The organism is Pantoea agglomerans, from assembly GCF_020149765.1.
Taxonomy (GTDB): Bacteria; Pseudomonadota; Gammaproteobacteria; order Enterobacterales; family Enterobacteriaceae; genus Pantoea; species Pantoea alvi.
This window is the reverse complement of the sequence record NZ_CP083809.1, coordinates 2,021,666-2,044,603: the sequence shown is the minus strand read 5'-3', so window position 1 is coordinate 2,044,603 and position 22,938 is coordinate 2,021,666. Positions and strand designations below refer to the sequence as shown.

20 protein-coding genes and 1 pseudogene are annotated in these 22,938 nt (G+C 59.2%); 11 read left to right on the top strand and 10 right to left on the bottom strand.

The genetic code is table 11. The annotated features are described in order from the left end of the window. Positions 1 to 134: 134 nt before the first annotated feature. On the bottom strand, positions 135 to 1,454 hold the full coding sequence (locus LB453_RS12360) for an MFS transporter (protein WP_103795772.1): 1,320 nt from the start codon (positions 1,452 to 1,454) through the stop codon (positions 135 to 137). A gap of 483 nt (positions 1,455 to 1,937) precedes the next feature. On the opposite strand from LB453_RS12360, the gene LB453_RS12355 reads away from it, so the two are divergent. Beyond that, on the top strand, positions 1,938 to 4,292 hold the full coding sequence (locus LB453_RS12355; protein ID WP_103795773.1) for a membrane-bound PQQ-dependent dehydrogenase, glucose/quinate/shikimate family: 2,355 nt from the start codon (positions 1,938 to 1,940) through the stop codon (positions 4,290 to 4,292). Positions 4,293 to 4,436: 144 nt separating this feature from the next. Here LB453_RS12355 and LB453_RS12350 read toward each other — a convergent pair whose 3' ends face one another. Then, on the bottom strand, positions 4,437 to 5,177 hold the full coding sequence (locus tag LB453_RS12350) for a nitroreductase family protein (RefSeq protein ID WP_103795774.1): 741 nt from the start codon (positions 5,175 to 5,177) through the stop codon (positions 4,437 to 4,439). 286 nt (positions 5,178 to 5,463) lie between these two features. On the opposite strand from LB453_RS12350, the gene LB453_RS12345 reads away from it, so the two are divergent. The 4 genes from LB453_RS12345 (at position 5,464) to LB453_RS23440 (ending at position 9,016) form a co-directional block, all read left to right on the top strand. Continuing rightward, positions 5,464 to 6,585 (top strand): lactonase family protein, encoded by a 1,122-nt coding sequence (locus tag LB453_RS12345; RefSeq protein WP_103795775.1) that lies wholly within the window; start codon positions 5,464 to 5,466, stop codon positions 6,583 to 6,585. 212 nt (positions 6,586 to 6,797) lie between these two features. Next, complete coding sequence (locus tag LB453_RS12340) at positions 6,798 to 7,931, top strand: glutathione-independent formaldehyde dehydrogenase (protein ID WP_103795776.1); 1,134 nt, start codon at positions 6,798 to 6,800, stop codon at positions 7,929 to 7,931. A gap of 250 nt (positions 7,932 to 8,181) precedes the next feature. Beyond that, positions 8,182 to 8,613, top strand: coding sequence for a hypothetical protein (locus LB453_RS12335; protein ID WP_103795777.1), 432 nt, complete (start codon positions 8,182 to 8,184; stop codon positions 8,611 to 8,613). Then, the gene (locus LB453_RS23440) at positions 8,600 to 9,016 is read left to right on the top strand and encodes an Exc2 family lipoprotein (RefSeq protein ID WP_224481772.1); all 417 of its coding nucleotides are present in this window, start codon (positions 8,600 to 8,602) and stop codon (positions 9,014 to 9,016) included. The genes LB453_RS12335 and LB453_RS23440 overlap by 14 nt, the downstream gene beginning before the upstream one ends. Before the next feature lie 100 nt (positions 9,017 to 9,116). Here LB453_RS23440 and LB453_RS12325 read toward each other — a convergent pair whose 3' ends face one another. The 5 genes and pseudogenes from LB453_RS12325 to LB453_RS12305 form a co-directional block, all read right to left on the bottom strand. After that, positions 9,117 to 9,335 (bottom strand): hypothetical protein, encoded by a 219-nt coding sequence (locus LB453_RS12325; RefSeq protein WP_224481771.1) that lies wholly within the window; start codon positions 9,333 to 9,335, stop codon positions 9,117 to 9,119. A gap of 120 nt (positions 9,336 to 9,455) precedes the next feature. Continuing rightward, positions 9,456 to 10,057, bottom strand: a pseudogene (locus tag LB453_RS12320) (hypothetical protein). A 126-nt stretch (positions 10,058 to 10,183) separates the two neighbouring features. After that, a complete protein-coding gene (locus tag LB453_RS12315) occupies positions 10,184 to 10,750 on the bottom strand; it encodes an NTP transferase domain-containing protein (RefSeq protein ID WP_224481755.1) in 567 nt (188 codons plus the stop codon). Beyond that, positions 10,747 to 11,763 (bottom strand): XdhC family protein, encoded by a 1,017-nt coding sequence (locus LB453_RS12310; RefSeq protein ID WP_103795781.1) that lies wholly within the window; start codon positions 11,761 to 11,763, stop codon positions 10,747 to 10,749. Before LB453_RS12310 ends, LB453_RS12315 begins: the two co-directional genes overlap by 4 nt. A gap of 210 nt (positions 11,764 to 11,973) precedes the next feature. Then, complete coding sequence (locus tag LB453_RS12305; protein ID WP_103795782.1) at positions 11,974 to 12,870, bottom strand: LysR substrate-binding domain-containing protein; 897 nt, start codon at positions 12,868 to 12,870, stop codon at positions 11,974 to 11,976. Positions 12,871 to 13,066: 196 nt separating this feature from the next. Here LB453_RS12305 and LB453_RS12300 point away from each other — a divergent pair, with 196 nt between their 5' ends. From LB453_RS12300 to LB453_RS12280, 5 genes are all read left to right on the top strand, one after another. Further along, complete coding sequence (locus LB453_RS12300; protein ID WP_103795783.1) at positions 13,067 to 13,816, top strand: SDR family NAD(P)-dependent oxidoreductase; 750 nt, start codon at positions 13,067 to 13,069, stop codon at positions 13,814 to 13,816. Between the two features lie 55 nt (positions 13,817 to 13,871). After that, positions 13,872 to 15,170 carry an MFS transporter gene (locus tag LB453_RS12295; protein WP_103795784.1) on the top strand — a complete coding sequence of 433 codons (1,299 nt, stop codon included), beginning with the start codon at positions 13,872 to 13,874 and terminating at the stop codon, positions 15,168 to 15,170. Positions 15,171 to 15,182: 12 nt separating this feature from the next. Then, positions 15,183 to 16,022 carry a transketolase gene (locus tag LB453_RS12290; RefSeq protein ID WP_103795785.1) on the top strand — a complete coding sequence of 280 codons (840 nt, stop codon included), beginning with the start codon at positions 15,183 to 15,185 and terminating at the stop codon, positions 16,020 to 16,022. 1 nt (position 16,023) lies between these two features. Continuing rightward, positions 16,024 to 17,040: a transketolase family protein gene (locus LB453_RS12285; RefSeq protein ID WP_103795786.1), complete on the top strand. Its 1,017-nt coding sequence runs from the start codon at positions 16,024 to 16,026 to the stop codon at positions 17,038 to 17,040. Positions 17,041 to 17,353: 313 nt separating this feature from the next. Further along, positions 17,354 to 18,421, top strand: a complete 1,068-nt coding sequence (locus LB453_RS12280; RefSeq protein WP_103795787.1) for an NAD(P)H-dependent flavin oxidoreductase — start codon at positions 17,354 to 17,356, stop codon at positions 18,419 to 18,421. 215 nt (positions 18,422 to 18,636) lie between these two features. On the opposite strand, the gene LB453_RS12275 is transcribed toward LB453_RS12280, so the two are convergent. Together LB453_RS12275 and LB453_RS12270 are read right to left on the bottom strand one after the other, a co-directional pair. Further along, positions 18,637 to 18,966: an SMR family transporter gene (locus tag LB453_RS12275; protein ID WP_103795788.1), complete on the bottom strand. Its 330-nt coding sequence runs from the start codon at positions 18,964 to 18,966 to the stop codon at positions 18,637 to 18,639. A 159-nt stretch (positions 18,967 to 19,125) separates the two neighbouring features. Further along, positions 19,126 to 19,386: a hypothetical protein gene (locus tag LB453_RS12270; protein WP_103795789.1), complete on the bottom strand. Its 261-nt coding sequence runs from the start codon at positions 19,384 to 19,386 to the stop codon at positions 19,126 to 19,128. Between the two features lie 278 nt (positions 19,387 to 19,664). Here LB453_RS12270 and hpxO point away from each other — a divergent pair, with 278 nt between their 5' ends. After that, positions 19,665 to 20,822 carry an FAD-dependent urate hydroxylase HpxO gene (gene hpxO / locus LB453_RS12265; RefSeq protein WP_103795790.1) on the top strand — a complete coding sequence of 386 codons (1,158 nt, stop codon included), beginning with the start codon at positions 19,665 to 19,667 and terminating at the stop codon, positions 20,820 to 20,822. A gap of 28 nt (positions 20,823 to 20,850) precedes the next feature. Here hpxO and dcp read toward each other — a convergent pair whose 3' ends face one another. After that, positions 20,851 to 22,899 (bottom strand): peptidyl-dipeptidase Dcp, encoded by a 2,049-nt coding sequence (gene dcp, locus LB453_RS12260; RefSeq protein WP_103795791.1) that lies wholly within the window; start codon positions 22,897 to 22,899, stop codon positions 20,851 to 20,853. Positions 22,900 to 22,938: the final 39 nt, after the last annotated feature.

The window sequence follows — 22,938 nt, the reverse complement described above, 5'->3', positions numbered from 1 at the left end:
GCGCCGCAGGTTGAGGCTCTGCGGCGTACCCGGCGGAGGGAACGGTTACCTGTACCGCAAACGGCTTCGATCCGCCGCGCGAGGCGGTGAGGGAACTGCGCAGCGCGTTACGGCCTGTCGTGCGCCCCCGACGGTTATAGCGCCTGCTGCGCCACGGCCGCCGCAGGCTGCGGCTGCAGACGCTTCTCTGGCTGCAGCAGCGTCATCGCCAGCATGCTGCCCAGCGCAATCAGGGCGGTGACGGTAAACATCGCATTGTAGCCGTAATACTCTGCCAGCCAGCCGCACAGCATTGGCGAGACAATGGCAGCGAGGTTGGCGATGGCCAGCGTCATGCCGCTAAAGGCGCCGACAGAGGCTTTTGGCGTCACGTCGATCACCACCGACCAGTAAACGTTATTCACCATGGCGTTGAGCGCGTTGCCCAGCGTCATCAGCGCAATAATCGCCGCCGCCGATCCGGCCCAGGGAATGGCCATAAAACAGCAGGCGGTGCCCAGCAGCGTCACGGCGGCAAACAGATTACGCGCTACGCGCAGATTACTGAAGCGCGCCAGCAGGCGATCGGCGAGTCGGCCGCCGAGCAGCACCGTCAGGCAGGCGCCGCTCCAGGGGATCATCGCCACATACCAGAGGGAATGGAGATCGTAATGGAAGCTGTCCTGCAGATATTTCGGCAGCCAGGTCACCAGGGTAAAGGTGATATAGAGAAAGGAGAAGTAGCCCAGCGCATTGCATACCAGCGTGCGGCTGGTGAAGAAGCGCCACCAGGGCAGCGGCGTATCGCCGTGCGCCTCCTGATGCTGTCCGTCGCGGATCAGCGCCCGTTCCGCCGCGTTCGCCGCCGGGTGCTGCGCCGGGGAGTCACTGAAGGTACGCGCAAACAGCAGCATCGCCAGCAGCGAGAAGACGCCCAGCAGAATAAACATCATGCGCCAGTCGTGGGTCAGCAGCAGCAGACCGACCGCAATCGGCGCGGTCAGCAGCGATCCTACCTGCGTGGAGAGCAGGCCGATGCTCAGCGCGAAGCCGCGCTCGTTATCTGGCGCCCAGTGGGCGATCGCTTTGTTCATCAGCGCGTAGGCCGGCCCCTCGGAGAAGCCGAACAGAATGCGCAGGGCGGCGAAGCCCATAATCGCCGAGCCGCCGAACAGCGCCATGCCCAAATCGCCGGCCCAGGCGGTGGCAATCTCCAGCAGCGACCAGAGCACGCCCGCTATCAGCCACACCTTGCGGGTGCCGAGCCGATCCGCGAGGAAGCCGCCGCACAGCGAACCGAACAGATAGCCGAAACCGAAATAGCCCAGCACCGCGCCCAGCTGCACTTTACTGAACTGATACTCCTGCGAGATGGCGTTAGCGGCAAACGACAGTGCGCCGCGGTCGATGTAGTTAATCAATGCCACGAAGAACAAAAGAGAAAAGATAACGTAACGATAGCGACTTGGCTGCATAGAGCTTCTCCTGCCTGAATAGGGTCAGCAAGGCAGAAGCAAGAACGGTGCCGGAATGGCGTTTGCCGCGCTGGCCGGGCGTCTGGCTCCGCGGGAAGGCGATACAGGCATCAAATTAACAGACTAATGGTTCGCCTGCGCATCATTAAGGTGCAGTAAAGCGATGCAGGCGGTGGCGATCGGGGACGAAAAGGGCATCGCGGGCTATTGTGTTAATTTTGTGTGTCTTATTTGTCATCAGCTTGAACAAAAGATGCGGTAAAACGCGTTAACTTATTAGCCGTATCGGACCATTACGGGCAGCTTCTGGCGTCGCATCTCTGCACAGCAAGCCTGTCGCGTTTTTTGCTGTCGCTAATTCGTTAGCCTCGCTAAAGGCTCGCAAGATATTGTGTTTTTACGAAAAATTTACCTAAGTTAAAATAACGTTGAAGTTATGTTTATTTATTTTATTTCGTCGCTGGAATGAGGAAGAGAAGGATCATGATTAACAAGCTAACCAGTATCGTGATGGCGATTGTCGCCGTTGCGATGCTGTATATGGGCGGGAAGCTTTTGCTGCTGGGGGGCAGCGCCTTTTATGCGCTGATGGCCGCAGGCTTGCTGCTTACCGCACTGCTGCTGTTCCTGAATAAACGCAGCGCGCTCTCGCTCTACGCGCTGCTGATGTGGATCACGCTGTTCTGGACTATCTGGGAAGTCGGCTTTGACAAGTGGCAGTGGATCCCGCGCGGCGACCTGTTCGGCCTGCTTGGCGTCTGGCTGGCGCTTCCCTGGGTGGTGCGTCCGCTGACCCAGCGCAAATTCCATCCTTTCCTCGGTTCTACGGTGGTGGTGATGATCGCGCTGGTGATCGGCCTCTGCTTTTACGATCCGCTGCCGCAGCAGGGCACCATTACTACTGCGCGCACGCCGTCCGCCTCCACCGGCGCCGGCAATGACTGGACAGCCTACGGCGGCTCCACCAATGCGCTGCGCTTCTCCTCGCTGAATCAGATCACCAAAGAGAACGTAAAAGATCTTGAGGTAGCCTGGACCTACCACACCGGCGACCTGCGCCAGAGCGATGACGCGACCGAGTATACCTTTGAGGCGACGCCGCTGAAGGTGAACGGCATGCTCTACTTCTGTACGCCGCATAATGAGGTGCACGCGCTCGATCCAGAAACCGGCGCGGTGAAGTGGAAATATGCGCCGCCGCAGAATCGCTCCTATATGCAGCAGCACCAGACCTGTCGCGGCGTTGCTTTCTACGACGCCAGCAGCGCGGCGGGGGCAGACAGCGGCTCGCAGCCTGCGCTCTGCCGTAAACGTATTTATAACGCGACCACCGATGCGAAGCTGGTAGCGCTGGACGCCGACAGCGGCAAGCCGTGCGCCGATTTCGGTCAGAACGGCGTGGTCGACCTGCATGTCAATATGGGCGAGGTGCGTCCGCATGCGCTGATGCAAACCTCCGCGCCGCTGGTGGCGGGCAATCTGGTGATTGTGGGCGGCTCGGTGATGGACAACGGCTTTAACCGCGGCAACCCGTCCGGTGTCATCCGCGCCTGGGACGCCGTCACCGGCCGTCTGGTGTGGAACTTCGATCCGGCTCAGCCAGAAGCGACCCAGCCGATTGCGGCGGATGCAACCTATCCGCAGGACACTCCGGTTGCCTGGGCGACGCTGAGCGCCGACCTGAAAAACGGCCTGGTCTACGTGCCGTTTGGCAACGCTTCGCCGGATGAAGTCGGCATCGAGCGCGATCCCAACAGCAACACGGAGAAATTCCGCGATGCGCTGGTGGCGCTGGATCTGAAAACCGGCGCCTTTAAATGGCGTTATCAGAGCGCCAGCCACGACCTCTGGGACCGCGATAACCCGTCTCAGCCGTCGCTGGTGGATATCGACTATCAGGGCAGCCCGCAGCCGGCGGTGATCCTGCCGACCAAAACCGGCAACCTGTTTGTGCTCAACCGTCTGACCGGCCAGCCGATCTATCCGGTTAATCAGGTGAAGGTGTCGACCGAAGGGGGCGTCCCGGGCGAGAAGTTCGCTGCCACGCAGCCGGTCTCCAGCCTGAACTTTATTCCGCAGCCGCTGACGGAAAAGGCGATGTGGGGTATTTCGCCGTTCGACCAGATGAGCTGCCGTATCGGCTTCCGCGAACTGCGCTATGACGGCAATCCGTGGACGCCGGCGACCGAGAAGGGCTCGCTGATTTTCCCGGGCAATTTCGGCGTGTTTAACTGGGGCTCGGTAGCGGTTGATCCTGAGCGTCAGCTGCTGATCGCCGCCCCGGTGCGTCTGGCCTATAAGTACAACCTGATCAAGCGTACGCCGGACACCGCCACCGAGCGTCTGTTTACTAAGGATGGTTCGCCTTACTGGAATGAAAACTTCCACGGCGATTACGCTATCCATATTCAGCAGTTCTCGTCAGAGCTGGGCATACCCTGTATTGCGCCGCCGTGGGGTCGTATGGTGGGCGTCGATCTGAAAACCGGCAAGACCGAATGGCTGCGCCGCGTCGGTACCACCAAAAACCTCAACACGGCGTTCCTGCCGGGCCGCTTCCCGATTGGCTTTCCGATGGGGATGGTGGCGCACGGCGGGCCGCTGGTAACGGCGGGCGATGTGGTGTTTCACGGTGCGACGGCGGATAATTTCTTCCGCGCCTATGACAGCACCACCGGCGCGCTGCTGTGGCAGACCGAGCTGAGTGCGGGCGCGCAGGCCACGCCGTCGACCTTTATGGGGAAAGATGGCAAGCAGTATGTGGTGATTGCCGCTGGTGGCCACGGGTCGCTCGGCACCAAAGGCGGCGACAGCGTGGTGGCGTTCCGTCTGAAATAACGCCAGCCATGCGCCTCGCGCAAAAAGAAAGAAAAAAGCGCCCGATCGGGCGCTTTTTTTTGCCGTGCATAACGGCTGAGTCTGGATTTCGAGCGCGCTGGCTTAAAGAGGTAGCGCTCCCGCGGGCCAGCGCGGCGGCAGGGGTTATTTATCGTTGCCGAAACCCTGTTTTTTCAGTGCCCCCAGCACGTGCGGGAAATAGATGTTCTGATAATAGCCGCTGACGCTTTCGCTCCAGCTTTCGCCATCGGAACGGCCGATGTTCTGCCAGTGCTGCACCATCTCCTGATTGTAGGCGGCGATCTTCTCCTCCAGGCCCGCTGTGCGGTAGGTCTCTTCGTGACGGAAGGTCTCCAGCGGCAGACGCGGTTTCTGGTGCGACGGCTCATCGACATAGCCAATCACCACGCCCGCGACCGGGAAGGTATATTCCGGCAGCTCAAGCAGGCTAATCAGCGCCTCTGGGTCGCGGCGGATGCCGCCAATCGGCACGATGCCGAGGCCTTCCGCGCGCGCGGCAGCCATCACCGAGCCCAGCGCGATGCCCACATCGGTGGCGCCGGAAACGATGCTTTCAATACTCTGCTGCGCGATCTGCTCGCGGCCGATCGCTTCCATCGCCACGCGCGATTTATGCATATCCAGCACAAAAGTCAGAAATACCGGCCCTTTGGCGATCCACGGCTGGCCGCCGGCAATCTGCGAGATCGCCTGACGCTTCGCCGCATCGCGGGTTACCACCACAGAGACCTGCTGCGAGTTAACCGAGGTCGGCGCGCGGTAAGCGGTGCTGATAATGCGATCCAGAATCGCGTCATCAATCGGCTGCTCGGTAAAACTGCGTTCGCTTTTATGGCTGGTAAAAATATCAATTAGTGAATTCATGGATCCTCCAGATGTGGAGGCTAAGAGTAGCAGGTTCGGGCCAGGCGAGATTTAACCGCATTGGTCATTGCGGGCAACCGGCTGCGTTTCAGAGGATTAGCGGGCTAATCGGCAGTGAGCCAGCACACATTTCTGAATAAATGATAAAAGATAACAACTATGTAACAATATGAATACGCTGGCATTTTGGGCAAATCCCCAACAGGCCTCTGGCAGCCACACATAACCCGGTCGCGTCCGGCTGCGTATACCTGAAGCGGCAACTCTTAACCCACTGAGGTGACACATGAATAACTCCCTGGCGCTGCGCCAGTCGATTCTTCTGCTGGGCATGGCCTTTAGCGGTTCACTGCTGGCGCAGACCTTTGTCTACGTATCGGCGGCGGAGGATGGCAATATCGCGCGCTACGCCCTGAACGAACGGACCGGCGTGCTGAAGCACCTTGGCGATACGCCAGCGGGCGGCAAGGTGATGCCGATGGCAATCAGCCCCGATAAAAAGACGCTCTATGCTGCCGTGCGCAGCCAGCCGATGCGGCTGGCGAGCTGGTCTGTTAACGGTAAGAGCGGGGCGCTGACGCCGTCGTCAGCGTGCGTGGCGGCCGCAAGCTATCCCTATATCAGCCTGGACAGGCAAGGGCGCTTTTTGCTGGCGGCTTCCTACGATAGCGGCCTGGTGCATGTTTATCGTCTCGGCGCGGACGGGAAGCTGGCGGCGCCCTTCATATCGGAGGTAGAGACCGGTCACGCCGCGCATTCGGTCATTGTGGATGCGACTAATCGCTCAGCTTACGTCGGCGTGCTGGGCACCGATCGCGTTCTGCAGCTCGCGCTGCATCCGGATGGCCAGCTGACGCCGCTGGAGCCAGGTTTCGTCGCCACGGCGGAGAAAAGCGGGCCGCGTCACTCGGCGCTGTCGCCGGATAATCGCTTCCTTTATAACGTCGGCGAAATGAGCGGTGCCATCACGCAGTTCGTCCGGCAGCCCGACGGCACGCTGACAAAGGTGGCAGACTATCCCAGCGCGGTTGCGGAGAAATATCAGCTGCAGCACGGCGTGGAGCGCACCGCCAGCTACAGCGACACCACGCCGCGCATCTGGGCAGCTGATATCCACATTACGCCAGACGGGCACTTTCTCTACGTGACGGAGCGCACCAGCAGCACGGTAACCGGCTACCGCGTCAGCCCACAGGATGGAAAGCTGCAGCTCATCAACAGCTGGCGGGTTGAAAAACAGCCGCGCGGCATCGCCATTACGCCAGACGGGCGCTGGCTGATCGCCAGCGGCGAGAAGAGTGCGGTCATCGGCAGCTATGCCATTAAAGAGAGCGGCGAACTGCAACGGGTTGCCGAAGCGCCCGTTGGCAAGGATGCAAACTGGGTCGCTATTGCCAGCATCCAGTAATCCCGGCCCGTGCTTCGTTCAAAAAAACTGGCTAAGCGCAGCCATTAATCACTGTTACAAAGTGACATAGTTGATTAAAATGTGAGCTAAAAGATGTTCTACACTTAAAAGTCAGTCAAAATATTTGATTGACGAGGCGGTGTCACTATGGGGGCGACAGCAAGTAGCCGCAGTCGCCGCCATAAACCGATCACTCATAAGAGGAGAACATTATGAAAGCAGTCGTTTACAACGGGCCTTTCGATGTTTCAGTAAAAGATGTTCCGGATGCCAGAATTGTTCGGCCAACCGACGTGCTTGTCCGTATCACCACCACCAACATCTGCGGTTCTGACCTGCATATGTACGAGGGGCGCACCAGCTTTGAACAGGGGCGCATATTTGGTCATGAAAATATGGGGCAGGTCATTGAGGTCGGCGGCGCCGTAGAGCGGATAAAAGTGGGTGATTATGTCTGCCTGCCGTTCAATGTTGGCTGCGGATTCTGTGAAAACTGCGAAAAAGGGTTAACCGGCTACTGCCTGACGGCCAACCCCGGAACGGCCGGCGCGGCCTATGGCTTTGCCGAAATGGGGCCGTGGGATGGCGGCCAGGCGGAATTACTGCGCGTTCCCTTTGCTGATTTTAACTGTCTGGTACTGCCGCCGGATGCGGTTGAAAAGGAGGAAGACTACGTCCTGCTGTCCGATATCTTTCCCACCGGCTGGCATGCCACCGAGCTGGCGGGGTTGCGACCAGGAGAAAGCGTCGCCATTTATGGTGCGGGTCCGGTCGGCTTGATGGCTGCGCATTCCGCCATCATTAAGGGCGCATCACAGGTGTTTGTGGTTGATACGCATCCCGATCGACTGGCGCTAGCGGAAAAAATCGGCGCAGTGGCCATCAATGGCGTTGGCGATGAGGCGGTAAATAAAATTCTTGAGTTAACCGACGGGCGCGGCACGGATTGCGGCTGCGAATGCGTAGGCTACCAGTGCTGTAATAAACATGGCCATGAGGATAACTCCGCCACCATGAACAGTCTGGTGGCATCAACCAAAGCGACGGGCGGCATTGGCGCGGTAGGCGTGTTTGTTCCGCAGGATCCCGGTGCGGCAAGCGAACTGGCTAAACAGGGCAAGATGCCTTTCGATTTTGGCAACTTCTGGTTTAAAGGTCAGTCGATTAAGACCGGTCAGTGCAACGTTAAGGCCTATAACCGTCAGCTTGCCAGACTTATCCATCAGGGCAAGGCGAATCCGGCGCAAATTATTTCGCACCGGCTGCAGCTGGCAGAAGCGCCCGAGGGGTATAAGCACTTTGACAACCGCGACGAGGGGTGGACCAAAGTGATTCTGAAACCCTGAATGCTTAACACCTGATAAAGCCGCATTCAGGCTCGGTACCGAGGAAAGGGAGACCGCTTGTCTGTGGCTTCATTCTGGTTCTCTGATTTGATGCGTGGCGCGCATAAGAAGCCGAAAGGAGAAGAGGGCGTAGAAAGAGAACGCCTTTAACGCCATAAGCGGTGCGTGTCAATTGAACCCACAGGCTAAATGGGTAATTATTTACCCGCATCTGTTATCAATGGAATCTGGATTAAACAGGGAATAGTTTATGCCAAACAGCACGGTTATTAAGTGGTTGCACCGCGCGCTCACTGCTGTACTTCTGTTGATTGTGGTGGGATATGCGACTATTCACTATTACGCATCACAGCCACCGGACGACGAGCTTTATTCAGAGCAGCAAATCACGCCAGAGGTGTATTTGTACGTAACAAAGTACAAGGGTGGTGGTGCAACGGTTTCGGATGTTTATCGTTATTACCTGGACACAAAGCAACAGGGTAATCCGCGGGAGCACCTTAAAAAGCGCACGCCTTTTATGGTTGCTGACACCGGCAGCGCCAGAATAACCGGCTATGGTTCGCACGTAAATGTGACGATAACAGGCCGAATTTATTCATTTACTAATTCAGATCTCTTTTACGCCGGTAACGTAGCCATCCTGCCAGTTATCGACCTTAACGCAACTGGCGCGTACTAACACCGCCAGCCATGCCGTTGCGAAACTCTCCAGCATTCACTTCGATCCCAATACGCGTCCGCGCCGGGAGCATAATTACCGCTGGATGACGGCGTTTCTGCGGCAGTTTTACGAACAGGGTAAAAAAGATCGGACGAACAACCTGACGCAGGTGCAGGCTGAACAGCGCGTTAAAGCATTTAGCGAATGTCCGACGGAGCCTTTCAGACCAGAGGCGCAGACCAGCCACATAGTTTCGCAGGTTTACAGCGCTGACCGTCCGAAGGAACAGAGTCAGATATTGCTGGAGAGCGCCACCGCGACATACTGTATAGAAAGGTTCGAGTCAAAAGAGAAGAGGAGGGAGAATAAAGGCTCTTTGAGAGATCTCTGTTTGCTGCGGCTAATATCTCATTTAACATAATATACATTATGTGCACCTAAATATCGGTAGCGGGAAACTGCCGTTTTCGGGCCGTAACTGCTCTGGTCATATCTTTGCGACTATCCCAGTTTTACTCGATCTATTTATCATCGGCTATCCGGTCAGCGCGTTCAGTAGAATCGTTGATAGCCAGCCTGTCCTGCTTCTCCTGCCGCGAGTCATACACCAGTTCTTCAGTTCCATCATCGTGATGGCGGATAATCTGATAATCCGGTTCAGGATTCTGGCATTCAGCCTCGTAAGCAGCCCGGAACGCCGGATCTTGCAGAAGTTGTTGCCGTAACTCGTGATGCGTAATGAATCTTTTCATCATTCTCCCTTGTAATGACGCTGCTGCGCTTAATCAGCTATAACGCTGAGATGTTATCTGCAGAGTTTAACTTCCCGGCCAGCAACACAGGCTCTTACCTCGCCTCAGTTAACATGCCAGCGGATAACACTCTGTCCAGTTGTAGTTGCATCTCGCTAATATCAGCTCTCCAGTCACATCGCCGAAATTAATGCCCTGACGTTCAAAAAAGAACTGACGCAGGGTCACGGGTAAAAAAGTCGCGCTGTAGCGTAAAACGGTGCTGTGCCAGAATGGTGCCGGCAATGAGCTGCCGGTGTGGCGCATCAGCAGCTCATTTTTCCATTGGGAATTCAGCACCTTCTCGCAGAATGACTGGCGCAAAGCTATTGCAGGACTCTCAGGAATGCCCGCAAGCAACAGCTGGCCAGGCAGCGCAACTAACCGAAGATGCCTGATAACAATTTTTTTTGCATGAAACTCACCCCAGATGCGGGTCAATTGCTCTACTTTCGCTGGCAGTTGCTCGTGAGGATTATAAAGCGGCAGAGTCAGAGGTAAGAAAGTAAAATGAAAGCCGTGTGTTGCTTTATACCTGCTGCAAGAGAGAGTTTTACGGGATCGTAGTAGTTTCCCTCGCGGATGTCCCCGATTCCTGCATTTTTCGCCCAGGCTGCGATCGTGTTCTCGCTTGCAGAACGATACATGCTTTGCAGAGCTGTTGATTTCATAACAGACCTTTATTTGACCGCCGCCGTCATGCCGATAATAACGGGCGGCGGGCGCATTTCAACTTGCTTGCCGGCGGAGTGACTATTTAACCCCCTTCTCAGCCGGAAACCTCTCTGGCTGAGCCGCTAAAGCGCAACAGTACGCTGAAGATCTGAACGGGTATCAATATCCAGCAGACATCCCTTGTCCGTTAACGCCACCGCCCGACACGGCGCGCTGTTAAGCACCCCACGCGCGCCGCTGTCGCCGGTCAGGGCTGCTAGCGCGGAATAAAACGCGTGCTGAAATCCCACCGGGTGCCCTGGCTTGCCTTCAACCTGCGCGCGAACCAGCGGTGCATGATGCAGCGCATCCGCCACGGCCAGCAGGCTTTCCTCCGCGATAAACGGCATATCACCTAACGTAATCAGCCAGCCGTCGTAGTCCGCTGTGGCTTTTACCCCCGCCGCGATAGAGTCGCCGATACCCGCGCTGCGGCAGATAACCGCGCGGCCAGCAGGAATCAGCGTATGGATTGCCCTGTCTTCCGGCCGCGTCACCACGAAAACATCCAGTCCGGTAGCAACGGCATGGTCCAGCGTGTGCTGTAAAACCGGCCTGCCGTTGAGCGAGGCAAGCAGCTTATGCTCGCCGCTGCTCGCTTTAAAGCGGCGGCTAAAGCCGGCCGCCATCACCAGAATGGCGATCCTCATAGCAAACTTCCCTGCCCGCACACTTCTGCCAGCCTCGGCTGCGCCGCCGCTACGCAGCCGTTTTTGTAGCGCACAATGTCCGCCATTACCGACAGCGCGATCTCCGACGGCGTTTTACTGCCGATATCGAGCCCGACCGGCGCGTGAATGCGGCTGATCTGATCGGGTGCCAGGTCGCCATACTGGCCCAGCCGCTCTTTTCTTCTCAGGCTGTTCTTTTTCGATCCCATCGCGCCGATATAGAACGCAGGCAGATTTACCGCCTCCATCATGGTGAGGTCGTCAATGCGCGGATCGTGGGTAAGCGACAGGATCGCCGTCCCGGCATGGCAGCCCTTCCGCTCCAGATAAACGGCGGGAAACTGCTTGATCAGCCTGACGTTTGGGTCCAGCGCCGAGGCCATATTCGCCAGCGCCTCGTCGCGGTGTTCGCAGACGATGGTTTCAAAGCCGAGCGCAACGGCAAAATTGGCGCAGAACACCGCGACGCTGGAAAGCCCACCGATAACCAGCCTGGGTGCGGTCGAGAGCGTCAGCGTTATCGCCGCCCCGTCGCGGTAAGTCAGCGTGCTGCTGGTATAGGCGGCCGGCTCCAGCGCATAACAGGGATGCGGCAGAATAATTTTCTTTTTCACCGCCGTCGCGGCGACCAGCGCATCGTGCATTTGCTGCAAATAGGCGCGGCTCTCTGCGCCGGGCGGCAGCTTTTCCACCAAAATATCGAGCACGCCGCCGCACGGCAGCGCCCTGTCCGGCTCAAATCCGCCTTCACCGTAGCGCACCACCTGGCTGGCGGCCGGAAAAGCGTTGCGATCGATATGCTCAATAAAACTCTCTTCAACGCAGCCGCCTGACAGCGAGCCGCAGTGATGCCCCTCTTTGCGGATGATCATCATCGCGCCGGGCGGTCGCGGCGACGATCCGTAGGTTGAAAGCACCGTACAGAGCCATACCTCATGCGCGTCAACCCACTGCAATCCTGTGTTTAATACCTGAATATCAAGGTTGTGCATGACCTGATGTCTCCGGCAACGATTAAAGCCAGGGCGCGTGCCCCGGCGGTAATTAAGTCGACAATATTGCTGCCGCACGCTATGTCGGTGACGAACGCGGCGGCTCGCCAGTACGAAAAAGATAGTCGAGAAGATCAGCATCGCGCGTCCAGCAATAAAAACTAGTCCGTCTGGCGTGAATGTGACAGTAGCGCGACTGGCGCTTTCCCATCAGGCGTCCAGCTGCGCCTGAATCCACTGCAAAAAGTAACTGACGCGCGGGAACTGCGCATAGCCGCGCGGATAAACCAGGTGATGGGCGCTGACCGGCAGGCTCATGGCGTCATCAAATACCCTGACCAGTTTGCCGCTGCGAAGATAGTCGGCAGCCAGCAGTTCGCTTTCGAAAATCAGCCCGTGGCCGAGCATCGCTGCCTCAAGGCTCATATAGGAGCGATCGAAGCGAAACAGCCACTCCTGAGTCGGCTGCGGCAATTGCTGCGTGGCGAACCACTGCGGCCACTGAATTAACGGCGATTCGGAAAGGATCAGCGCGTGGTTATTTAATTCGTCCGGCGCACGCAGCGGATATTTATCCAGATAGTCGGGCGACGCCAGCACTGACATTTTTTCATGGCGAATAGTTTTTATTTCAAACGCCTTCCATTCCGGAAAACCGTGGCGTACCGCAATATCGATATTATCGCGGCTGAAGGATAAGTTCTCATAGGAGCAGGAGAGCGAAACCTGTATGTCCGGGTGCGCTTCGCGAAACTGATGAATACGCGGCAGCAGCCATAACAGTCCAAAGCTGGGGGCGCAGTGAATGCGCAGCGCGCTGCGATCTTTCTCATTGCGCAGCCGCGCCGTAGCCTGCGTCAGGCTGAGGATCAGCGGACGAATCTCCGCCAAATAGCGCTCGCCCGCCAGGGTTAACGCTACCCCTTTTGCCGATCGGTGAAACAGAATCGAGCCCAGCTCCTTTTCCAGTTTTGCCAGCTGGTGGCTCGCCGCCGACGGCGTGATATTTAATTTTTCCGCCGCGCGAGCCACATTTTCTGACTGCGCCACTTCTTCAAAGACGCGCAGTGATTTTAATGAAGGAAGCTGGCTGACTGGTTTTTCCATAACTGTTTCCGCTCGCGATTTTGTGATTTATGTCCGTTTAAAACATTGAAAAATGTTAACTGCATCAAACCAACAATTTCATTCAGCATCAAATGAATTTTTTTGCATTGCCACTTTACGCGCTATTTCTGATGCTGAGGATGAACCCTGCCGGTAGCGATACCGAACCCTATAAAAAAAGAATCTGGAGCCAGTTATGTTGCTGAAAGAGAAAGTTGCGATTATTACGGGCGCCGCGTCTCAGCGCGGTATTGGACGCGCTACGGCCGCCTGCTTCGCTCACCATGGCGCGCGCGTGGTGGTGCTCGATCTTGATGAATCGGCAGCGCAGCGCACCGCGCTGGAGCTGGGATCCGGCCATCTGGGCCTTGCGGCCAACGTCACCGACGCCGAGGCGATTCAGCGTGCCGTCGCTGAGGTCATGAAGGAATACGGCCGCATCGACGTGCTGGTGAATAACGCCGGCATTACGCAGCCGGTGAAAACGCTGGAGATCGGCCTCGAAGACTACAACCGCATTCTGGATGTCAACCTGCGCGGCACGCTGCTGATGTCGCAGGCGGTGATCCCTGCGATGCAGCGTCAGGGCGGTGGCAGCATCGTCTGTCTCTCGTCGGTATCGGCGCAGCGCGGCGGCGGCATTTTCGGCGGTCCTCACTACAGTGCCGCGAAGGCGGGCGTTCTGGGTCTGACCAAAGCGATGGCGCGCGAGTTCGGGCCGGATCAGATCCGCGTCAATGCCCTGACGCCCGGCCTGATCCAGACCGATATCACCGGCGGACTGCTGCACGACGAGCGCCGTCACGCCATTATCGATTCGATCCCCCTCGGGCGTCTTGGCGCAGCTGACGACGTGGCGCACGCGGCGCTGTTTCTCGCCAGCGATCTCTCCAGCTACCTTACCGGCGTCACCTTAGACGTGAACGGCGGCATGCTGATCCACTGATCGTCCCCCTTTTCTCCAGCAGCCTGGCTGCTGGTTCACTCCCGGAGTGATAATCATGACAACGCTGAATATCGGTGCGGCGGTCGCTGCGCGCGACGGCGCCTATCGCAAAATCGCCTGGCGCCTGATGCCGTTCTTAATGTTGTGTTACCTCTGCGCCTATCTGGATCGCGTCAACGTCGGCTTCGCCAAGCTGCAAATGATGGACGATCTCTCACTGAGCGAAACGGTCTACGGCCTCGGCGCCGGGATCTTTTTTCTTGGTTACTTTCTCTTTGAGGTACCCAGCAATCTGATCCTGCATCGCGTCGGTGCGCGCCGTTGGATCGCCCGCATTATGATCACCTGGGGCCTGATCTCCGGCGCCTTCGCCTTTGTCGAGACCGCATGGCAGTTCTATCTGCTGCGATTCCTGCTTGGCGTTGCCGAAGCCGGACTGGCGCCCGGGCTGCTGCTCTATCTCACCTACTGGTTTCCCGCCCATCGTCGGGCGCGCATGACGGTGCTCTGGTTCGTCGCCATTCCGCTCTCCGGCATGATCGGCGGCCCGCTATCCGGCTGGATTATGGAAACTTTCGCCGGATCGCACGGCTGGGCCGGCTGGCAGTGGATGTTCATGCTGGAGGCGATCCCCACCATCCTGATGGGGTTTGTAGTGCTGCTGGTGCTGAAGGATCGCGTCGAGCAGGCGAGCTGGCTCGATGAAGGCGAAAAAAGCATGGTACGCGCCGAACTGGATGAGGATAACCAGCAAAAGTCGCATCACGGCACTATTAAAGAGTTTGTGGCGGACAAACGCCTCTGGACGCTGGCGGCGATCTACTTTTGCGTGGTGATGGGTCAATACGCCCTGACCTTCTGGCTGCCGACGCTGGTAAGAAATGCCGGCATCCGCGAGCCGCTGCATATCGGCCTGCTCACCAGCCTGCCCTATCTGTGCGCCATCGTGTTTATGCTGATGGCGGGCCGCAGCAGCGATCGCCATCGCGAACGGCGCTGGCATCTTATCGTGCCGATGGTGCTCGGCATGGCGGGCCTGACGATGGCGACTTTGCTGGGCCACAGCGTCACGCTGTCGCTGTTCTTCCTCTGCCTGGCGGCGGCGGGCATTCTTTCCGCCTCGTCGCTGTTCTGGATGCTGCCGACCAATCTGCTGGGCGGCGTCTCTGCCGCTGCGGGCATCGCGGCGGTGAACTGCCTCGCCAATCTCGCCGGATTCTTTTCGCCCTGGCTTATCGGATCGATTACCACGCTTACCGGTTCGCCCGCGTCGGGCATGTACTTTATCGCTGCGGTTCTGCTGCTCGGCGCGCTCTGCGTGCTGCGTATTCGGGCAGCGGACGTTAATCGTTAATCAGGAGGTTCTATGCATACTCTTACTTCGTCGGCGCCGCTGACCCTGCGGCAGCGCGCCGCGCGCATTCGTCGCCATGCGTTGCTGATGGGCCAGGTTCAGGGCCAGGGCTATATCGGTCAGGCGCTGGGTGCCGCCGATCTGCTCGCCGTAAGCTATTTCCATGCGCTGAACTATCGCGCCGAGGATCCCGAATGGGAAGGCCGCGATCGTTTCTATCTCTCTATCGGCCACTACGCTATCGCCCTCTATGCGGCGCTACTGGAAGCGGGCGTGATCCCCGAGGCGGAACGCGAAACCTACGGCAGCGACGAGAGCCGTCTGCCGATGTCGGGCATGGCGGCCTATACCCCCGGTATGGAGATCACCGGCGGCTCGCTCGGCCACGGACTGGGCATTGCGGTTGGTGCCTGCCTGGGGCTGAAGCGTAAGGGCTCGACCTCGCGGGTCTATAACCTGCTTTCCGACGGGGAACTGAATGAGGGCTCGACCTGGGAGGCCGCCATGTCGGCGTCGCACTGGCGGCTTGATAATCTGATCGCGATTATCGACGTCAACAACCAGCAGGCGGATGGCCACAGCAGCGAGATTCTGGCGTTCGAGCCTGTCCTCGAGCGCTGGCAGGCTTTCGGCTGGTATGCGCAGCGGGTGGACGGCAACGATATCGATGCGCTGGTTGCCGCCTTTGACGCCGCGCGCAACTGGCCGCAAGCGCAGCCGCGCGTAATTATTTGTGATACCCGAATGGGCAAAGGCGTGCCTTTTCTGGAAACCCGGGAGAAAACCCACTTTATCCGCGTCGACGCCGATGAGTGGGATAAAGCCCTTACTGCGCTGGAACAGGGAGAATAAGATGAGCACTTCAACGTTAAAAAAACGCCTGACGACCTCGGCGATGATCGCCTCGATTGCCGCCGAGGGCCAGCCGACGGAAGCCGCGCCCTTTGGCCATGCGCTGGTCGAACTGGCGCGTCAGCGTCAGGATATCGTCGGCTTAACCGCCGATCTGAGCAAATATACCGATTTGCACCTTTTCGCCGACGCCTTCCCCGACCGTTTCTTTCAGATGGGGATGGCGGAGCAGCTGCTGATGAGCGCCGCCGCCGGCATGGCGCGCGAAGGCTTTACCCCCTTTGTCACCACCTACGCGGTGTTCGCTTCGCGCCGCGCCTATGACTTTATCTGCATGGCGATCGCCGAAGAGAATCTGAACGTGAAAATCGCCTGCGCCCTGCCCGGTCTCACCACCGGCTACGGTCCAAGCCATCAGGCGACCGAAGATCTGGCGATATTTCGCGGTATGCCCAACCTGACGATTATCGATCCCTGCGATGCGCGGGAAATCAGCCAGGTAGTGCCCGCCATCGTCGATCATCAGGGGCCTGTCTATATGCGCCTGCTGCGCGGCAAGGTGCCGCTGGTGCTGGATAAGTATGACTATCGCTATCAGCACGGCAAAGCGCAGCGGCTGCGCTCAGGCAAACATGCGGTGATTATCAGCAGCGGCTTAATGACGATGCGCGCGCTGGAGGCGGCTGAACAGCTGGAAAGCCACGGCATTGAGGTCGCTGTGGTGCACTCTCCGGTGATCAAGCCGCTGGACGAGGCGACGATACTGCGCGAGGCCGGCGAAGCGGTCAGCGCGGGACGGCTGGTCATTACGGCGGAAAACCACTCGATTACCGGCGGCCTGGGCGAAGCCATCGCGGCGACGCTGCTGCGCCACGGCGTGACGCCCCGTTTCCGGCAGATCGCCCTGCCCGATGCCTTCCTCGACGCGGGCGCGCTGCCAACGCTACACGATCGCTATGGCATCTCGACTCAGGCAATGGTGACGCAGATTACGGCGTGGCTGGAGCGTGGCGTCTGACAGGCGGCAACTATCCGGAAGCCTTGCGCTTCCGGACGGTTAAGCCAGCTGCCCTTTTATCTGTAAGACAAGATATATATGCACAGAAGGTTATGATGATCAATATGTATATGACCTGTGTATGCTGTAACTAATGTAAAGTGATAATCTAACTCTTTACACTCGCTATTGCATCTGGATCTATCGCCGCCGCAGAGGCTGCTGCGGATATATGGTTTTTTGCTGCCTGACGCGCAGAGTTGAACACCGGAGTTGCGTTTCCTCTCCCACAACGCGATGCTGCCCGCTCTTAATTCCACCAGCAGGAGCGAAGATGGACAATCCCCTCTGCCGTGCGTTACAGATCGCTTTTCCTTTGATTCAGGCGCCGATGGCGGGCGTCTCTACCCCCGAACTGGCGGCCGCCGTGAGTAATGCGGGCGCGCTCGGCTCCATCAGCGTGGGTGCCTCTACCCCGGTGCAGGCCAGCGCTATGCTGAGCCGCCTGCGGCAGCTTACCGCCGCCCCGGTCAACGTAAACCTCTTCTGTCACGCCCCACCGCAGCGCGATGCCGAACGCGAACGCGCCTGGCTGGCGCGCTTTGCGCCGCTGTTTGCGCAGTATGGCGTCCCGCCGCCCGCGACGCTGACCGAGATCTACCCCACGTTCAACGCCGACTCCCCGCTGCTTGAGCTGCTGATCGATGCCGCGCCCGCCGCGGTCAGTTTTCACTTCGGCCTGCCGGAAAAAGCGGTTATTGAGCGGCTGAAACAGCAAGGCATTGTAACTCTGGCAAGCGCCACCTCGGTCGATGAAGCGCGCCAGGTCGCTGACGCCGGTATCGATTTCGTGGTGGCGCAAGGTTTTGAGGCGGGCGGCCATCGCGGCATTTTCGATCCAGAACAGGCGGATGCGCAGATGAGCACCCGGACGCTGCTGCAGGCGATACTCAAGGCGTGCGACCTGCCCGTTATCGCCGCAGGCGGCATTATGGACGGCAGCGATATCGCCGCAATGATGAGGCTGGGAGCCGCAGGGGTACAGCTGGGCACGGCGTTTGTGCTCTGCCCTGAGTCAGCCGCGAATGCTGCCTGGCGCGCGGCGCTGAAAAACGACGCGGCCGCCGGAACCGAAATGACCGCCGCGATCTCCGGTCGTCCGGCGCGCTGCCTCAGCAACGCCTTTTGCCGTGCGACGCGCGACCTGCCGCCAGCGGCGATCCCTGCCTATCCCCTGACCTACTCCCTTGGCAAAGCGCTGGCCGCCGCCGCGACGTCGCAGGGCGAGCACGGCTTTGACGCGCAGTGGGCGGGCCAGGGCGTTATGCGGGCGCGGGAAATGGCGGCAGCGGAGCTGGTTAACACGCTGATCGCGGAGTACCGCGCAGCGCAGCAGGCCTGATAACAGGGCTGCATCAGCAGCGACAGCCCGCCGGGTATCTTGCCGTCAGCGCTCAGCTGACCCATTCCCGCGCGGGTAAACCAGCCGGTGGCCATTACCTTATCCTGGTCTGCTGCCATATCAACAACGTCCAGATCGGTGGCGACATGGGTTATAAAAAGCGGGTCGCTGCTGACACAGGAGGCGTTGTAGCGGATAAGGTGAACCAGACTCCCTCAGTGCCCTACCGTTTTAGAAAAAAGATTCACTACCAGCACCCCGGCGATAATCAGCGCGAGGCCTATAATCGCGGGCAGATCGAGCTTTTGCTTAAACACCACCCAGCCGACGACGGAAATCAGCACGATGCCGACGCCCGACCAGATCGCATAGGCAATGCCGGTGGGCATGGTGCGCAGCACCAGCGCCAGGAAATAGAAGGCGATGCTATAGCCAACAAGCGACACCACGACGGGCCAGAGCCGGGTAAAGGATTCCGAAGCCTTAAGGCTGCTGGTTGCAATCACTTCCGCCACGATGGCGATAAACAGATAAAGGTAAGTCATAACATCCCTAAAAAGAGGCGGAACTTGTCCGCCAGTAGCCCGGTTCAGGCAGCAGAAAAGCCCTATTTTAGGTGATGGCCCACAGGAAAGGGAAACGGCGGCAGGATGGTTTGATCGCGATCTATAAACGGCAAACCTGCTGATTTGCCGTTTATGGCGTTATCTACACTGGCTGGCGCAGTTCTGCACGCAAATCTGCGTCTGGCTGCTGCAGGAGCCGTTGCCGCGCGTATTGCAGTGGGATCGCTCCACGTAGCAGTTCTGCTGACAGCTGGCGAGGTCGCACTTCGCCGCCACGGGCGTCAGCTGGGGCACAGGTGCCCGGCCGCTAAACAGCGTCGACGAGGCCGTCGGCTGAGCGATGGCACTCTGCCCCAGCAGTAAGGCGGCGAGCAGCAGTATGATGTAACGACTTTTCATTTTTACTCTCCCTGGGTTCGACACCGGCTAAGTATGGCTGGTGAACAGACAAACGTCTGCGCCGCGCGCGGAAAAGCGCCAGGCGGTCACACTTCCGCCGCCTGCCTGAAACGAAAGATTCAGGCAAACCGCAAAGCACCAAAAAGAGGCATTTATTCTCTCCTTCTGCCTGCTGCTGGCGCGTCCCTGCCCCTCTGCTGTCAGTAAAAGCCCGCCAGACGGGGGCTGCCGGGTTGGTACAAAAGTTGCAGCTTCAGGTTATCGACAAGGAGATATCTATGAAAGCGATTGTAATTGGCGGCGGCATCGGCGGCATGAGCGCGGCGCTCGCGCTGGAGAAGGTGGGCATTGAAACAGAAGTTTTTGAAGCGGTAAAAGAGATGAAGCCGGTAGGCGCCGCCATCTCTGTCTGGCCGAACGGCGTTAAATGCCTTAACGCGCTGGGGCTGAAAGCGCAGCTGCGCGCCCTGAGCGGCAATATGGCCTTTATGGCCTATCAGGATTTCGCCAGCGGCGCGACCCTGACGCGTTTCAGTATGGAACCGCTGGTGCGCCAGGTAGGAGAATATCCCTCTCCGGTGGCGCGCGCTGAACTGCAGGCGATGCTGATCGACAGCTACGGGCGCGAACGCGTCAGCTTCGGCAAGCGCGTGGCGCAGGTTGAACAGCATGAGCACGGCGTCACTGCCCTGTTCGAAGATGGCACCACCGCGCAGGGGGATCTGCTGATCGCCGCCGACGGTGCGCATTCGGTTATTCGGCAGAGCGTGCTGGGGGAAAAGGTCGAGCGCCGCTACGCCGGCTACGTCAACTGGAACGGGCTGGTGGAGATCGATGCCGCGCTGGCGCCCGCCGATCAGTGGACCACCTTCGTCGGCGAAGGCAAACGCGTCTCGCTGATGCCGGTGAGCGGCAACCGCTTCTACTTCTTTTTTGACGTGCCATTGCCGAAAGGCCTGGCGGAAGACCGCAGCACGGTCAAAGCGGATCTGCGCCGCTACTTCCAGGGCTGGGCGCAGCCGGTGCAGCGGCTTATCGACGCCATCGATCCGGCGACCACCAACCGCGTCGAGATCCACGATATCGATCCCTTTAGCCGTTTTGTCAGCGGTCGCGTCGCGCTGCTGGGCGATGCGGCGCACAGCACCACGCCGGATATTGGCCAGGGCGGCTGCGCGGCGATGGAGGATGCGCTGGTGCTGGCGACTTCTCTCGCCGCCCACTCGCTGGGCATTGAGGATGCGCTGCGGCGCTATGAGGCGCGCCGGGTGAGCCGTACCCGCGATCTGGTGCTGAAAGCGCGCAAGCGCTGCGACGTGACCCACGGCAAAGATCCCGCGGCGACGGCGGCCTGGTATCAGGAGCTGCGTCAGGAAACCGGCGAGCGCGTGCTGGCCGGCATGTGCGAGACCATTGAGGGCGGTCCGCTGGGATAAAAAAAGCGGGCGTTGCGCCCGCTTAATATTAGTCGGCCAGGCCGCGATTTTTCAGCATCGGCTCCAGCTGCGGCTCGCCGCCGCGCCACTTCTCATAGAGCTGTTTCAGATCGCTGCTGTTGCCGCGCGACAGGATCATCTGGCGGAAGCGGTCGCCGTTCTCGCGCGACAGGCCGCCGTTCTCCACAAACCACTGATAGCCGTCGTCCGCCAGCATCTGCGTCCAGATATAGGCATAATAGCCCGCCGCGTAGCCGCCGCCCCAGATATGCTGGAAATAGCTGGAGCGATAGCGCGGCGGAACGGCCTTCAGCGCCAGACCGTCGCTCTGTAGCGCCTGCTGCTCAAACCCCTCGACCGACTGCGGCGTCTCGCCGGCGCCGATGCTGTGCCAGTGCAGATCCAGCAGCGCGGCGGCCAGCAGCTCGCTCATGTCATAGCCCTTGTTAAAGCGGCTGGCGCGCACGATTTTCTGGTGCAGCGCTTCCGGCATCGCCTCACCGCTCTGGTAGTGGCGCGCATAGTTGAGGAACACCAGCGGCTCGCTCGCCCAGTGTTCGTTGAACTGCGAAGGAAACTCGACAAAGTCGCGCGGCGTGGCGGTGCCGGAGAGGCTCGGATAGCGCTGGGTGGCGAACAGCCCGTGCAGCGTATGGCCGAACTCATGGAACAGCGTAATCACCTCATCCCAGCTGAGCAGCGCCGGTTCGCCTTCCGGCGGTCGGGTATAGTTGCAGACGTTGTAGATCACCGGACGCGTCGCCAGCAGCCGCGACTGGTTAACGAGGTTGCTCATCCACGCGCCGCCGCCTTTATTGTCGCGCTTGAAGTAGTCGGTATAGAACAGCGCCAGCGGCGAGTCGTCGACATCAAAAATCTCATAGACGCGCACGTCAGGATGGTAGACCGGCAGATCGTGACGCTCGGTGACGCGAATGCCGTAGAGCTGATTCGCCGCCCAGAAAACCCCTTTCTCCAGCACGTTGTTGAGTTCGAAATAGGGGCGGATCTCGCTTTCGTCGAGATCGTACTGCGCTTTACGCACCTGCTCGGCGTAGAAGCTCCAGTCCCAGGCGGCCAGGGTAAAGTCGCCCTGCTGGCGATCGATGGTCTGCTGGATGGCGGCCGCTTCGCGTTCGGCACGCGCCCGCGCCGCCGGAACGATATGGCGCATAAAGGCGAACGCCGCATCGGGGGTTTTCGCCATCTGATCCTGCAGCTGCCATTCGGCGAAGCTGGCGAAGCCGAGCAGCTGCGCCTGCTGCGCGCGCACCTGTGCCAGCTCCAGCACCAGCGCCCGGGTATCGTTCTCGTCGCCCTTTTCGCTGCGGCTGACCGAGGCGTCGAACAGCGCCTGACGCGTCGCGCGCGTGCGCAACAGCTGCAGAGCCGGCTGCTGGGTGGTGTTCTGCAGCACCAGCAGCCAGGCGTTTTCCAGCCCGCGCGCCTGTGCCGCCGCCTGCGCTACCGCCAGATCCGCCGGACTCAGCCCCGCCAGCGCCTCGGCGTTCTGCACCACCAGCCCGCCCGCTTTGGTGGCGGCCAGCAGCTTATTGGTAAAGCGCGTGCTGAGGCGCGCCGCCTGCTGATTGAGCGCCTTAAGCTTCTGTTTGGCCTCCTCCTCCAGACTGGCACCTGACAGCTGAAAGTGCTGCCAGGTCACCTCCACCAGCCGCAGCGATTCAGGATCGAGTTCCAGCGTCTCACGCTGCTGGTAGATGGCGTCAAGACGGGCAAAGAGCGCGCCGTTCAGGACGATCTCGTCGTTAAGCGCGGTCAGCTGCGGCGCGATCTCTTCATCCACCTGCTGCAGATAATCGCTGGTATTGGCCGAGGTCATGGCGCTAAAAACCAGATTAACGCGTTCGAGCAGCTGTCCGCTGCGCTCCAGCGCCTCGAAGGTGTTGGCAAAGGTGGGCGCATCGGGATTATGTGCAATCGCCTGCACCTCCTGGCGCTTCTCTTCAATACCCGCCTGCAGCGCGGGCAGAAAGTCCTCTTCCTGAATCTGGTCAAACGGCGGTGCCTGCCAGGGCAGCGTGCTTACCTGAAAAAACGGATTTTGTCTGACGTTCATGCCTCGCTCCTGATTACCGTGCAAAGGTTTATCCTGGCA

Bases quoted from the DNA above. Each gene is read 5' to 3' on its own strand.
- LB453_RS12335 (WP_103795777.1), top strand. From the start codon at position 8,182: ATGCCAAACAGCACGGTTATTAAGTGGTTGCACCGCGCGCTCACTGCT.
- LB453_RS12310 (WP_103795781.1), bottom strand. From the start codon at position 11,763: ATGCACAACCTTGATATTCAGGTATTAAACACAGGATTGCAGTGGGTT.
- LB453_RS12270 (WP_103795789.1), bottom strand. From the start codon at position 19,386: ATGAAAAGTCGTTACATCATACTGCTGCTCGCCGCCTTACTGCTGGGG.
- LB453_RS12340 (WP_103795776.1), top strand. From the start codon at position 6,798: ATGAAAGCAGTCGTTTACAACGGGCCTTTCGATGTTTCAGTAAAAGAT.
- LB453_RS12300 (WP_103795783.1), top strand. From the start codon at position 13,067: ATGTTGCTGAAAGAGAAAGTTGCGATTATTACGGGCGCCGCGTCTCAG.
- LB453_RS12350 (WP_103795774.1), bottom strand. From the start codon at position 5,177: ATGAATTCACTAATTGATATTTTTACCAGCCATAAAAGCGAACGCAGT.
- LB453_RS12285 (WP_103795786.1), top strand. From the start codon at position 16,024: ATGAGCACTTCAACGTTAAAAAAACGCCTGACGACCTCGGCGATGATC.
- LB453_RS12345 (WP_103795775.1), top strand. From the start codon at position 5,464: ATGAATAACTCCCTGGCGCTGCGCCAGTCGATTCTTCTGCTGGGCATG.
- LB453_RS12360 (WP_103795772.1), bottom strand. From the start codon at position 1,454: ATGCAGCCAAGTCGCTATCGTTACGTTATCTTTTCTCTTTTGTTCTTC.
- dcp (WP_103795791.1), bottom strand. From the start codon at position 22,899: ATGAACGTCAGACAAAATCCGTTTTTTCAGGTAAGCACGCTGCCCTGG.
- LB453_RS12355 (WP_103795773.1), top strand. From the start codon at position 1,938: ATGATTAACAAGCTAACCAGTATCGTGATGGCGATTGTCGCCGTTGCG.
- LB453_RS12280 (WP_103795787.1), top strand. From the start codon at position 17,354: ATGGACAATCCCCTCTGCCGTGCGTTACAGATCGCTTTTCCTTTGATT.
- LB453_RS12275 (WP_103795788.1), bottom strand. From the start codon at position 18,966: ATGACTTACCTTTATCTGTTTATCGCCATCGTGGCGGAAGTGATTGCA.
- LB453_RS12315 (WP_224481755.1), bottom strand. From the start codon at position 10,750: ATGAGGATCGCCATTCTGGTGATGGCGGCCGGCTTTAGCCGCCGCTTT.
- LB453_RS12305 (WP_103795782.1), bottom strand. From the start codon at position 12,870: ATGGAAAAACCAGTCAGCCAGCTTCCTTCATTAAAATCACTGCGCGTC.
- LB453_RS12295 (WP_103795784.1), top strand. From the start codon at position 13,872: ATGACAACGCTGAATATCGGTGCGGCGGTCGCTGCGCGCGACGGCGCC.
- hpxO (WP_103795790.1), top strand. From the start codon at position 19,665: ATGAAAGCGATTGTAATTGGCGGCGGCATCGGCGGCATGAGCGCGGCG.
- LB453_RS12290 (WP_103795785.1), top strand. From the start codon at position 15,183: ATGCATACTCTTACTTCGTCGGCGCCGCTGACCCTGCGGCAGCGCGCC.